General features: G+C 64.1%; 9 protein-coding genes. All 9 read left to right on the forward strand.

What is annotated here, in order from left to right:
• The first annotated feature begins 22 nt into the window (after positions 1-22).
• The 9 genes from speB (at position 23) to gcvP (ending at position 12958) form a co-directional block, all read left to right on the forward strand.
• Positions 23-994 carry an agmatinase gene (gene speB, locus OGV19_RS07905; protein WP_264312872.1) on the forward strand — a complete coding sequence of 324 codons (972 nt, stop codon included), beginning with the start codon at positions 23-25 and terminating at the stop codon, positions 992-994.
• Between the two features lie 15 nt (positions 995-1009).
• Positions 1010-2518, forward strand: a complete 1509-nt coding sequence (locus OGV19_RS07910) for an aldehyde dehydrogenase family protein (protein ID WP_264312873.1) — start codon at positions 1010-1012, stop codon at positions 2516-2518.
• Between the two features lie 96 nt (positions 2519-2614).
• A complete protein-coding gene (locus OGV19_RS07915) occupies positions 2615-2794 on the forward strand; it encodes a hypothetical protein (protein WP_027596335.1) in 180 nt (59 codons plus the stop codon).
• Positions 2791-4260 carry a cytosine permease gene (locus OGV19_RS07920; RefSeq protein WP_264312874.1) on the forward strand — a complete coding sequence of 490 codons (1470 nt, stop codon included), beginning with the start codon at positions 2791-2793 and terminating at the stop codon, positions 4258-4260. The genes OGV19_RS07915 and OGV19_RS07920 overlap by 4 nt, the downstream gene beginning before the upstream one ends.
• 4 nt (positions 4261-4264) lie before the next feature.
• The gene (gene betA / locus OGV19_RS07925; protein ID WP_264312875.1) at positions 4265-5950 is read left to right on the forward strand and encodes a choline dehydrogenase; all 1686 of its coding nucleotides are present in this window, start codon (positions 4265-4267) and stop codon (positions 5948-5950) included.
• 444 nt (positions 5951-6394) lie between these two features.
• Complete coding sequence (gene cycA / locus OGV19_RS07930; RefSeq protein WP_264312876.1) at positions 6395-7819, forward strand: D-serine/D-alanine/glycine transporter; 1425 nt, start codon at positions 6395-6397, stop codon at positions 7817-7819.
• A gap of 82 nt (positions 7820-7901) precedes the next feature.
• Positions 7902-9434, forward strand: a complete 1533-nt coding sequence (locus OGV19_RS07935) for a transcriptional regulator GcsR (RefSeq protein WP_264312877.1) — start codon at positions 7902-7904, stop codon at positions 9432-9434.
• A gap of 261 nt (positions 9435-9695) precedes the next feature.
• Complete coding sequence (gene gcvH, locus OGV19_RS07940; RefSeq protein WP_264312878.1) at positions 9696-10073, forward strand: glycine cleavage system protein GcvH; 378 nt, start codon at positions 9696-9698, stop codon at positions 10071-10073.
• 14 nt (positions 10074-10087) lie between these two features.
• A complete protein-coding gene (gene gcvP, locus OGV19_RS07945) occupies positions 10088-12958 on the forward strand; it encodes an aminomethyl-transferring glycine dehydrogenase (RefSeq protein ID WP_264312879.1) in 2871 nt (956 codons plus the stop codon).
• The last annotated feature ends 31 nt before the right edge of the window (positions 12959-12989 follow it).

Here is a 12989-nt window from a genome sequence, read left to right on the forward strand (position 1 = left end):
CAATAAGTGGAGAAACCTGAACATGGCAAAGCACGGTTATGAATCCGGCCGCCTGAACCTGCCCTTCGTCGGGCATTGCACCTTCGCCAAATCGCCCATCTGCACCGATTGGAATGCCATTGACGCCGACGTGGCGATCCTCGGCGCGCCCAACGACATGGGTACTCAATGGCGCTCTGGCGCACGCTTCGGACCGCGCGGCATTCGCGAGGCATCGACCCTGTTCTCCTTCGGCCATGCCGGCGCCTACGACTTCGAAGATGACGCCACCTACCTGACCGATGACCAACTGCGCATGGTCGATGTCGGCGACGCCGATATCGTCCACACCGACATGGAAAGCAGCAATGCCAACATCGAGTCGGCGGTGCGCCAGATTCTCGCGGCGGGTGCCATGCCGATCGTGCTGGGCGGTGACCATTCGATCCACGCACCGGTGATCAAGGCGTTCGAAGGGCGTGGGCCGATCCACATCGTGCATTTCGATGCCCACCTGGATTTTGTCGACGAACGCCATGGCGTGCGCTACGGCCACGGCAGCCCATTGCGCCGTGCTTCGGAGCTGGACCACATCGTCGGCATGACCCAGATGGGTATCCGCAACGTGTCGTCCTCCAACCGTGACGACTACGACGCCGCGCGCGAAGCCGGCTCGCAGATCCTCTCGGTACGCGACGTGCGCCGCCTGGGTTGCGAGGGCGTGCTGGCGAAGATCCCCGAGGGCCGCGACTACTACATCACCATCGACATCGACGGTTTCGACCCGTCCATCGCCCCAGGCACCGGCACCCCAAGCCATGGCGGATTCTTCTACTACGAAGTGCTGGAAATCATCCAGGCGCTGGCCCGGCGCAGCCAGGGGCGGATTGTCGGCATGGACCTGGTGGAAGTGGCCCCGGCCTACGACCCGGCAGGCGTGACCTCGATCCTCGCCGCGCAATTGCTGATGAACAGCATCGGCTTCATCTTCCACGCGCGTGCCAACGCCCGCTGATCCGGAGACTGTACCGTGGACAACAAGGTAAAAGCCTACCTGCAGGCCTTCGGCGTTTGCGAAGCCACCCAGCGTTTTCTCTCCAAGCCCCAGCGCATGTTCATTGGCGGTGCCTGGCTTGAGGCCAGTGACGGTGCCAGCGCCGAGGTCATCGAGCCGTCCACCGAGGGCGTGCTGACGCGCATCCCGATGGGCACCCAGGACGACCTGGACCGTGCGGTGCGCGCCGCCCGTGCGCAATTCGACGGCGGCCCCTGGAGCCAGCTCAAGCCCCTGGAGCGTGAGCGCCTGATTCATCGCCTGGCCGACCTGATCGAAGCCAATGCCGACGAACTGGCGCAGATCGAGTCGATCGATATGGGCAAGTCGGTCGCCCAGGCCCGGGCCGTGGATATCCAGGGTACCGTCGATACGCTGCGCTACTTCGCCGGCTGGGCCAGCAAGATCCACGGGCGCACCGTCGAGCCCTCACTGCCGGGCAACTACCTGGCTTATACCCGTAAGGAAGCGGTCGGGGTGGTAGGGGCCATCGTGCCGTGGAACTTCCCGCTGCAGACCATGGCCTGGAAGCTCGGCGCGGCGTTGGCGACCGGCTGCACCGTGGTGGTCAAGCCGGCGGAGCTGACCTCGCTGTCGGCCCTGCGCTTTGCCGAGCTGGTGCAGGCGGCGGGCATCCCGGACGGCGTGCTGAACATCGTCACCGGGCGTGGCAGCGTGGTGGGCACGGCGATGTCCAGCCACCCAGGTATCGACAAGCTGAGCTTTACCGGCTCGACGCCGGTGGGGTGCTCGGTGGGCAAGGCGGCGATGGACCAGATGAAGCGCCTGACCCTGGAGCTTGGCGGCAAGTCGCCGGTAATCGTGTTCGCCGATGCCGATATCTTTGCTGCGGCCGAGGCGGTCGCCAACGGTGTGTTCTTCAACTCGGGGCAGGTGTGCGATGCCGGTACCCGCGCTTATGTCGAGCGCAGCGTCTACCCGGCATTCCTTGAAGCGCTGGCCCGCTACACGGCCACGCTGAAGATCGCCCCAGGCCTGGACCCGGACTGCTTCATCAGCCCGATGGTGTCGCGCCAGCAGCAGCAGCGCGTGCTGGAATACATCGCCCTGGGCAAGGCCGAAGGGGCGCAGGTGTACTACGGCGGCGCGCCGGTCGAGGGCGCTGGCTTCTTCGTGCAGCCGACCATCTTCGCCAACTGCAACAACGACATGCGCATCGTCCGCGAGGAAATCTTCGGCCCGGTGCTGGTGACCATGCCCTTCGACACCCAGGAGCAGGCGCTGGCGCTGGCCAACGATTCCGAATACGGCCTGGCGGCAGCGATCTACTCCAACGACCTGGGCAAGGTCCACGGGCTGATCCCGCGCTTGCGCGCTGGCACCGTCTACGTCAATGCCCATAGCACGCTGGACCCGTCCATGCCGTTCGGTGGCTACAAGCAGTCGGGCTATGGCAAGGACATGGGCGCTGAACAACTGGAGTTTCTACTGGAGACCAAGGCGGTCTGGATCACCTTGCCCTGAGGTACAGGGCCGGCCTGCGTCGCCTGATTTGGCGAGCGACGCAGGCAACACGAACGCATCGAATTTCAAGAACAAGAACCCGTCGAGGTGATGCCCATGAACAGCCAAGTGGATACCGAGCGTGCACAAGACCTGGAACGGCGCCTGCGCGCCTATGAAGAACTGGAGGGCAGGGCGCACTGGCCCGGCGCGTTGAGCGCGGCGGATGTTGTTGCCCTTGCCGTGCTGACCCTGGTCATGGTGGTGGGCGCGTATTGCCTGGGGGGCCAGCCATGAGCCGGTCCAGAGAGCAGGAGTTTCGCCTGGCCGCCGAACGCGGCGATACGCCCTTGCTGCCGGGCGAGCGGGTCTGGGGCTTCTGGGGCTATGCCTACGCCAACTCGGCGCTGGCAGTGGCCACCTGGGTGTTCCTGATCGGCGGTGCCACTGCGTTGTTCGTCGGGCCCTTGCAAGGGATCGCCGCGATCATCATCGGCAACATCATCGGCGTGGTGCTCGCGGCCTCGTCCACCTGCCTGCCGTGCGGCAAGTACGGTGTCGAGCAGTTCACCTTTCTGCGTAGCATGTTCGGCCTCAATGGCAGCCGCTTGGTCTACACCCTCTCGGTGGTGATACTGACCATGGGCTGGCTGGCGGTGCTGGGGCTGATGTGCGGGCGGGCGCTGGACAACCTGGAAACCCTGGTGCAGCACAGCCAGCCCGACAGCAACGACTGGCTGGTGACCGCCGGGGCCTTGCTGGCCATCGTGCTGGCGGCGCTGGTGGCCATGCGTGGGCCGGACATGATCCGCCGTCTGAGCGCGGTGATCGCGCCCAGCCTGATCCTGATCATGCTGGCGCTGATGTACTTCATCTCCCGCCGCTACAGTTTCGGCGAACTGCTGGCCATGCCGCCCTTGCAGCCGCCGTTCGAGAACCCGCACGTCAACTTCATGATCGCGGTCGAAATCAACATCGCCGCAGGTTTTTCGTGGTGGCCCTACATCGGCAACCTGTCGCGCCTGTGCAGCAACCAGCGTACGGCCTTCTGGCCCAACCTGGTGGGCATCTTCGGCGCAGCTTCCCTGGGTGAGTCGGTCAGCCTGTTCGCCGCCACCACCCTGGGCAGCAGCGACCCCACGGCCTGGATGCGGCTGGCCGGTGGCATGACGTTCGGCGTGATCGCCCTGAGTTTCCTGGCGCTGGCCAACCTGACCGGCATGGTCAACATCCTCTACACGGCGGTCATCGGCCTGCGTCAGCTGGCGGGGGAGCGTTTGCGCAGCATGGGCTGGGGGGTACTGATCGGGCTGTTCTGCATCATTCCGGTGGTCATCGTGGTGTTCCTCCCAGGCATCTACGACGGCTTCTTCATCTTCCTGGTGTGGACGTCGGCATTGAACAGCGCCCTGGCCGGCATCGGCATCGCCGATTACTTCTTCCTGCGCAAACAGCGCCTGAACCTGCGCCACCTGTATGCCGAGCAAAACGGCTCACCATTGCGTTATTGCAAAGGCTTCAACCCCATCGCGCTGCTGGCGCTGGTGGCAGGTTTTGCCATCTACGTGGTGGTGTTCAACCCGCAGACCCTGGCCCATACCGACTTCTTCACCTTCGCCACCGCCTCGCTGCCGTCCTGCCTGCTGGCCGGGCTGGTGCATTACGGCCTCACCCGCCTGCTGGCCACACGCCTGGGCTGGGGCGGCTACCCAAAGGGCAATGAACGCAACATCGAGGCCGCCGGCCTTCGCGTACAGGACTAGAACAATGAAAAAACGATACGACTACATCATCATCGGCGCGGGCTCTGCCGGCTGCGTCCTGGCCAACCGCCTGACGGAAGATGCCGGCACCTCGGTGCTGGTGCTGGAGTTCGGTGGCAGCGACCGCAGTGTGCTGATCCAGATGCCCAGTGCGTTCTCCTTGCCGATGAACACCAAGAAATACAACTGGCGCTACGAGACCGCCGCCGAAACACACCTGGACGGCCGCCGCCTGCACTGCCCAAGGGGCAAAGTGTTGGGGGGGTCGTCCTCGATCAACGGGCTGGTGTACATCCGTGGCCATGCTTGCGACTTCGATGAGTGGGAAAGCCTGGGCGCGAAGAACTGGAGCTATCGCAACTGCCTGCCGTACTTCAAGCGCGCCGAAAACTTCAAGTTTGGTGGCGACGACTATCGGGGTGGCGCAGGGCCGCTGGCCACCAACAATGGCAATAACATGCAGAACCCGCTGTACGGCGCCTGGGTGGAGGCCGGTGCCGAAGCCGGCTACATCAAGACCGCCGACTGCAATGGCTACATGCAGGAAGGCTTCGGCGCCATGCACATGACCGTGAAGGACGGGGTGCGCTGGTCCACCGCCAATGCCTACCTGCGCCCGGCCATGAGCCGGCCGAACCTGACTGTCGTCACCCATGCCATGACCCGGCGCCTTCTGCTCGATGGCAAACGTGTGGTGGGCGTGGAGTACGACGAGGGCGGCCAGACCCACACGGTGCATTGCAACCGCGAGGTGTTGGTATCGTCCGGCCCGATCGGCTCGCCGCACCTGTTGCAGCGCTCGGGTATTGGCCCCGAGGCGGTGCTGAAAAAGGCCGGGATCAAGGTGCTTCACGACCTGCCAGGTGTGGGCGAGAACCTGCAGGACCACTCGGAAATCTACATCCAGTACGCCTGCAAGGAGCCGGTAACGCTCAACGGCAAGATGAGCCTGCTGGGCAAGGCGATGATCGGCCTGCGCTGGTTGCTGTTCAAGGATGGCCTGGGTGCCAGTAACCACTTTGAGGCGGGTGGTTTCATCCGTTCGTCCAAGGGGCTGCGCTGGCCCGATATCCAGTTCCACTTCCTGCCGGCAGCCATGCGCTACGACGGTGACAAACCGTTCAAGGGACACGGTTTCATGGTGTTGACCGGGCCGAACAAACCCAAGAGCCGCGGGTATGTGCGGGCGCTGTCGGCCGACCCTTACCAGCATCCGGAAATCCGCTTCAACTACCTGCAAAGCGAGGAGGACCGCGAGGGCTTCCGCCGCTGCGTGCGCCTTACCCGCGAAATCATCGCCCAGCCGGCCATGGACCGCTTCCGGGGCGAGGAGCTGGCGCCTGGGCCGCAGGTGCAGACCGATGAGCAGATCGACGCCTTCGTGCGTGCCAACATGGAAAGCACCATGCACCCTTGCGGCTCGTGCCGCATGGGTGAGGACGACATGGCAGTGGTCGATTCCGCGCTGCGTGTGCATGGCCTGCAGGGGCTGCGGGTAATCGACTCATCGGTGTTCCCGAGCGAGCCCAACGGCAACCTCAACGCACCGACCATCATGCTGGCCGAGCGTGCCGCCGACCTGGTGCGCGGGCGCGAGCCGCTGGCGCCGGTCGATGTGCCGGTCGGGCTGGTGGAGGGGTGGGAAGAAGCACAGCGCAGCCGTGCACCGAGGCGCGAGGTTCGTGCGTGATCAAGCGAGGGTGAGGCTACGCGGTGCCTGTGGGAGCGGGCTTGCCCGCGAACACCGGCGAAGCCGGTGCCATACACCGCGTGGCCTCATTCGCGGGCAAGCCCGCTCCCACAGAAATAGCGCTGGCCCCCCGGAGGGCTTGCTGAAGCCGCCTCGTTTGGACTGATAGCGCTCCATTGTAGTGATTTCGATACAGCACAGGGCAGGGCACGGTATACGACGCTTTGGTGTCGTACACCGCGCCATTACCCCCACCGACTGGAGTGGCTTCATTACAGCAATAACAGTTAATACCCGCGCAAACTCCCGTATTCAGCGGCCTCTAGCCTTTGGCATAGACCTTGCTCTTTCCCTTGTGTCCGGCCGGCTGTTCCAAGGCATGCCCGGTCAGAAAGTTGAACTTGTGACGTTATAAAAACAATTAAACTAGCAAGGTAAATAACAATGAAAAACTTGCCGCAGGGTCACTGTCCGCCTGAGGGTGACACGCACGAACTCAAACGCAATCTGTCCAACCGCCACATCCAGTTGATCGCCATCGGCGGTGCGATTGGCACCGGCCTGTTCATGGGCTCTGGCAAGACCATCAGCCTGGCCGGCCCTTCCATCATCTTCGTCTACATGATCATCGGCTTCATGCTGTTCTTCGTCATGCGGGCGATGGGCGAATTGCTGCTGTCCAACTTGCAGTACAAGTCTTTCATCGATTTTTCGGCCGATCTGTTGGGGCCGTGGGCAGGGTTTTTCACCGGCTGGACCTACTGGTTCTGCTGGATTGTCACCGGCATTGCCGACGTTATCGCCATCTCCGCCTATTCACAGTTCTGGTTCCCGGATATCCCCTTGTGGTTACCAGCACTGGCCTGCGTCGGCCTGTTGCTGTCGCTCAACCTGATGACGGTGAAGATGTTCGGTGAGCTGGAATTCTGGTTCGCCATGATCAAGATCGTCGCCATCTGTGCCTTGGTCTGCACCGGCGTGTACATGGTGGCGGCGGCCTATCAGTCGCCAGCCGGCAACGTCGCCTCGCTGGCCAACCTGTGGAACGACGAGGGGATGTTCCCCCATGGCGCCATGGGCTTCTTCGCCGGCTTCCAGATTGCGGTATTCGCCTTTGTCGGCATCGAGCTGGTCGGCACCACGGCGGCCGAGACCAAGAACCCGGAACGCAACCTGCCACGGGCGATCAACTCCATCCCGCTGCGCATCATCGTCTTTTACGTGCTTGCGCTGATTGCCATCATGGCCGTGACCCCGTGGCGCGATGTCGTGGCCAACAAGAGCCCCTTCGTCGAACTGTTCGTGTTGGCCGGGCTGCCAGCCGCCGCAGGGATTATCAACTTCGTGGTGCTGACTTCAGCGGCGTCGTCCGCCAACAGCGGCGTGTTCTCGACCAGCCGCATGCTCTATGGCTTGGCGGTGGAAGGTGATGCACCGGGCAGGTTCAGCGCGCTGTCGCGCCGCGCAGTGCCTTCCAACGGCCTGATCTTTTCCTGCGTGTGCCTCACTGCCGGTGCCCTGGTGATCTACCTGGTGCCGAACATGCTCGACGCCTTCACCCTGATCACCACGGTGTCGGCCCTGCTGTTCATGTTCGTCTGGTCGATCATCCTGCTGTCGTACCTGGCGTACCGCAAGCAGCGCGACCACCTGCACCGTGCGTCGAAATACAAGATGCCCGGCGGCACGGTCATGTGCTGGGTCTGCCTGGCGTTCTTCGCCTTCATCCTTGGCTTGCTGGCCCTGGAAGCGGACACCCGCATGGCGTTGTTCGCCGTGCCGGTGTGGTTTGCCGTGCTGTTCCTGTTCTACCGGTCCATCCGCCAGAAAAAACAGGAGCACAGCGCGTTGTCACTCGAAGCGGAGTGACCACCACCTTCACGTTTCAACCAGGGGGGCAGCGCCGGGTGCGCTGTCCCCCTGTTGTCGTTTCGCCAACCAGGGAATCACGATGAGAATCCACGTCACCTTCATCGACCGCGTCGGCATCACCCAGGAAATCCTGGCACTGCTGGGGGCGCGCAACCTCAACCTGGACGCGGTGGAAATGATCCCGCCCAACGTCTACATCGACGCCCCGGCGCTGTCACAGGCGGTGCTGGACGAACTCCACGATGCGCTGTTGCGGGTGGTCGGTGTGCGGGCAGTCGAGCTGGTCGACTTTCTGCCTGGCCATCGCCGGCGCCTGCAATTGGAGGCGCTGCTGGCGGCGATGAGTGACCCGGTGCTGGCGGTGGACCCAGGCGGCCATGTGCTGCTGGCCAACCCCACCCTGGTCAGCCTCATCGGCCGCGAGCCGGCCGGTGAGCCGCTGTCGCGGTTGTTTGCCGAGGCGGACCTGGCCCAGACCTTGATCGACAAGGGCTTTCGCCTGCCCATGTGCGAGGTGGGCTTCCAGGGCCAGGCGCTGTTGCTGGAAGCCACGCCCATCAGCGGCGGTGCCGATGGCCTGGTGGGCGGCCTGCTCACCCTCTACCCGCCAAGCCGCATCGGCGAGCGCCTGGCGTCGTTGCTGCACGACCATACCGAAGGGCTGGAGGGGCTGCTCGGTGACTCTATAGCGCTCAAGGAACTCAAGGTGCGCCTGCACAAGGTGGCAGGCCTTGAGGCGCCACTGCTGATCCAGGGCGAGACGGGCACGGGCAAGGAGCTGGTGGCTCGTGCCTGCCACGCCCTCAGTGCCCGGCGCGATGCGTCGTTCCTGGCCCTTAACTGCGCCGCGCTGCCCGAGAGCCTGGCCGAAAGCGAACTGTTCGGCTACGCCGCCGGCGCCTTCACCGGCGCCCAGCGCGGCGGCAAACCAGGCCTGTTGGAGCTGGGCGATGGCGGTACGGTGTTCCTCGATGAAGTGGGGGAGATGTCGCCTTACCTGCAGGCCAAGCTGTTGCGTTTTCTCAATGACGGCAGCTTCCGGCGGGTCGGTGGTGGCGGTGAGGTGCGGGTGAATGTACGGGTGGTCTGTGCGACCCACCGCAACCTTGAAAGCATGGTGGTCGAAGGCAGCTTTCGCGAAGACCTCTACTACCGCCTCAACGTGCTCAATCTGAAGGTGCCGCCCTTGCGCGAGCGCGGCAAGGACATCCTGCTGCTGGCCGAGTACTTCCTGCGCCAGGCCTGCGCGCAGATACAGCGCTCGCCCTGCCGGCTGGCGCTGGCTACCCATCCGCTGCTGCTGGGCAACCGCTGGGCGGGCAACGTTCGCCAGTTGCAGAACGTGATTTTCCGCGCCGCCGCCATCAGCGAAGGGGAGGTGATCGACTGCGATGACCTGGAGCTGGCCGGCACCGCCTTGAGCAGCCAGCAGCCTGACGCCCAGGAGGTCACCAGCCTGGAAGCCGCCATGCAGGGGTTCGAAAAGACCCTGCTGGAGAAGCTGTATGCGACTTACCCCTCGACCCGGCAATTGGCCGCGCGCCTGCAGACCTCGCACACGGCTATCGGCCAGCGCTTGCGCAAATACGGCATCGCCACCCGGCCCTCGTAGTCAGCCTGGTGCCAATACGTTCCACTGGAGTGAATGCACTCCAGTGGAAGGTGATCCCCGCATTCATTGGTGCGCCGCTTCAGGCGTATCTACCCGCGTGATGCGGTGGAGCTGTTTCGTTCCGCCAACACAGAGTGAACATGGCGCTTTAAATGGTTCAAGTCATTGAAATATAAGGGTTTGTTTAAGTTGGCATTACCCTTGCTCTGGTAGTTCTCAGTCCTGTACCGGGACCCACCTGATAACAAGAGAGGAAGACCCATGAGCACGCTGCGTTTTACCCCTGAGCACGAATGGCTGCGTCTGGAAGCGACTGGCGAGGTGACCGTCGGCATTACCACTTATGCCCAGGAGGCACTGGGTGATGTGGTGTTCGTGCAGTTGCCGGATCCGGGCGAGTACGGCGAGGGCAATGAAGTCGCAGTGCTGGAATCGGTGAAGGCCGCCAGCAACATCAGCATGCCCCTGAACGGTACTGTGGTAGCGGTCAATCAGGCCCTGGCCGACGACCCGGAACTGGTCAACGCCTCGCCCATGCAGGACGGCTGGTTCTTCCGCATCCAGGTGGCCAACCTCGCCGACCTCGACACCTTGATGGACCAGGACGGCTACGACCGCTTCCTGGCCGACAACGCCTGAGCCAGGGTATCGACATGAACAACGCACCTGTCCCATTGACCACGGATAACGAGTTCATCGCCCGTCACATCGGCCCGCGCGAGCATGACATCGAGGCGATGCTGGCGCTGACCGGCCATGACACCCTGGACGCCCTGATCGACAGCGTCATCCCAGGCAGCATCAAAGGCACCAGCGTGCTGGCGCTGAGCAAAGGGCAGGGCGAAGCCGAGGCCCTGGCTGCGCTCAAGGCCATTGCCGCGAAGAACCAGCTGTTTCGCAACCACATCGGCCAAGGCTACTACCCGTGCCACACGCCTACGCCGATCCTGCGCAATCTGCTTGAAAACCCGGCCTGGTACACCGCCTATACGCCGTACCAGCCAGAGATTTCCCAAGGCCGCCTGGAAGCGCTGCTCAATTTCCAGACCCTGATCAGCGACCTCACCGGCATGCAGATCGCCAATGCCTCCTTGCTCGATGAGGCCACCGCCGCCGCCGAAGCCATGACCTTCTGCAAGCGCCTGGCAAAGAGCAAGGCACCGGCTTTTTTCGCCTCCCGCCATTGCCACCCGCAAACCCTCGACGTGCTGCGCACCCGGGCCCAGCCGCTGGGCATCGAGGTGGTCATCGGTGATGAAGCCGAGCTGCAAGCGCAGAGCCTTGAGCAGTACTTCGGCCTGCTGCTGCAGTACCCCGCCAGTACTGGCGCCATCGTCGATCATCGCGCCCTGGTGCAGCGCGCCCATGCCGTCGGCGCGTTGGTGGCGGTGTCCGCCGACCTGCTGGCGCTGACCTTGCTGACCCCGCCGGGCGAATTCGATGCCGACGTGGTACTGGGCAGTGCCCAGCGCTTCGGCGTGCCGCTGGGCTTTGGTGGCCCACACGCGGCGTACTTTGCAACGCGCGATGCGTTCAAGCGCGACATGCCCGGCCGCCTGGTCGGTGTCTCCATCGACCGCTTCGGCAAGCCGGCGCTGCGCCTGGCCATGCAGACCCGCGAGCAACACATTCGCCGCGAGAAGGCGACCAGCAACATCTGCACCGCGCAGGTGCTGCTGGCCAATATCGCCAGCATGTATGCGGTCTACCATGGCCCCGAGGGCCTGGCGCAGATCGCCCGGCGCGTACACCGCCTGACCGCGATTCTGGTGCAAGGGCTGTTGCAGCTCGGGCACACAGTGGAGCAGACGCACTTCTTCGACACCGTCAGCGTGCTCACCGCACGGTCTGTAGCCGATGTGCTGGCCGCCGCCCGCGCCGCACAGCTGAACCTGCGCCTGCTTGACCACGCGCGGGCCGGCCTGTCGCTGGATGAAACCTGCGAACAGGCCAGCGTCGAGGCCTTGTGGCAGGTCTTCGCTGCCCCCGGCCAGGCGCTTCCTGACTTCGGTGCCCTGGCTGCTGAGGCTGCTGATTGCCTGCCTGCGCAACTGCTGCGTGAAACAGCGTTCCTTCAGCACCCGGTGTTCAACCGCTACCATTCAGAAACCGAGCTGATGCGCTACCTGCGGTGCCTGGCCGACAAGGACCTGGCCCTGGACCGCACCATGATCGCGCTGGGTTCGTGCACCATGAAACTCAACGCCGCCAGTGAGATGATCCCCATCACCTGGCCGGAGTTCGGCGCCCTGCACCCGTTTGCCCCGGCCGAACAGTCGCTCGGTTACCGGCAATTGACGGATGAGTTGCAGGCCATGCTCTGCGAGGCCACCGGCTACGACGCGATGTCGCTGCAGCCCAATGCCGGTTCACAGGGTGAATACGCAGGCCTCTTGGCCATCCGCGCCTACCACGCCAGCCGCGGCGAAGCGGGCCGCGATGTCTGCCTGATTCCGTCGTCGGCCCACGGCACCAACCCGGCCACGGCGCAGATGGCCGGTATGCGTGTGGTGGTGGTCAACTGCGACGAGCGCGGCAACGTCGATGTGGCCGACCTGCAGGCCAAGGCCGAGCAGCACCGGGACCAGCTGGCCGCGCTGATGATCACCTACCCCTCGACCCATGGGGTGTTCGAAGAGGGCATCACCCGCATCTGCGACATCATCCATGAGCACGGTGGCCAGGTGTACCTGGACGGCGCCAACATGAACGCCATGGTCGGCCTTTGCGCCCCAGGCAAGTTCGGCGGCGACGTGTCGCACCTGAACCTGCACAAGACCTTCTGCATTCCCCACGGCGGGGGTGGCCCAGGTGTCGGCCCCATTGGGGTCAAGGCGCACCTGGCGCCGTTCTTGCCGGGCCATGCGCATATGGCGCACAAAGAGGGCGCCGTCTGCGCGGCGCCTTATGGCAGTGCGAGCATTCTGCCGATCACCTGGATGTACATCCGCATGATGGGCGGGGAAGGGCTCAAGCGGGCATCGCAGCTGGCGATTCTAAGTGCCAACTACATCGCCCGCCGCCTGGAGGACCACTACCCGGTGCTGTACACCGGCGAGAATGGCCTGGTCGCCCACGAGTGCATCCTCGACCTGCGCCCGCTCAAGGACAGCAGCGGCATCAGCGTCGAGGACGTGGCCAAGCGCCTGATCGATTTTGGCTTCCATGCCCCGACCATGTCCTTCCCGGTGGCGGGCACGCTGATGGTCGAGCCGACCGAGAGCGAGTCCAGAGAAGAGCTCGACCGCTTCTGCGATGCCATGATCTGCATCCGTGAGGAAATCCGGGCCGTGGAAAACGGCACCCTCGACAAGCTCGACAACCCGCTGAAAAACGCACCGCATACCGCCAGCGAACTGGTGGGCGAATGGCCCCATCGCTATGGCCGGGAGCTGGCGGTGTACCCGCTGCAAGCGCTGCGCGAGAACAAGTACTGGCCGCCGGTGGGGCGCGTGGACAACGTCTACGGTGACCGCAACCTGGCCTGTGCCTGCCCGCCCATGTCGATCTACCAGGACGCCTGATCGCACAGGCCCGGACCTGCTCCGGGCCTTG

Source organism: Pseudomonas putida (genome assembly GCF_025905425.1).
In the GTDB taxonomy this organism is placed as follows: Bacteria; Pseudomonadota; Gammaproteobacteria; order Pseudomonadales; family Pseudomonadaceae; genus Aquipseudomonas; species Aquipseudomonas putida_AF.

What these genes read in the sequence shown, in the direction of transcription:
- speB (WP_264312872.1), top strand. Translation starts at nt 23, where the DNA reads ATGGCAAAGCACGGTTATGAATCCGGCCGCCTGAACCTGCCCTTCGTC.
- OGV19_RS07915 (WP_027596335.1), top strand. Translation starts at nt 2,615, where the DNA reads ATGAACAGCCAAGTGGATACCGAGCGTGCACAAGACCTGGAACGGCGC.
- OGV19_RS07920 (WP_264312874.1), top strand. Translation starts at nt 2,791, where the DNA reads ATGAGCCGGTCCAGAGAGCAGGAGTTTCGCCTGGCCGCCGAACGCGGC.
- betA (WP_264312875.1), top strand. Translation starts at nt 4,265, where the DNA reads ATGAAAAAACGATACGACTACATCATCATCGGCGCGGGCTCTGCCGGC.
- cycA (WP_264312876.1), top strand. Translation starts at nt 6,395, where the DNA reads ATGAAAAACTTGCCGCAGGGTCACTGTCCGCCTGAGGGTGACACGCAC.
- OGV19_RS07935 (WP_264312877.1), top strand. Translation starts at nt 7,902, where the DNA reads ATGAGAATCCACGTCACCTTCATCGACCGCGTCGGCATCACCCAGGAA.
- gcvH (WP_264312878.1), top strand. Translation starts at nt 9,696, where the DNA reads ATGAGCACGCTGCGTTTTACCCCTGAGCACGAATGGCTGCGTCTGGAA.
- gcvP (WP_264312879.1), top strand. Translation starts at nt 10,088, where the DNA reads ATGAACAACGCACCTGTCCCATTGACCACGGATAACGAGTTCATCGCC.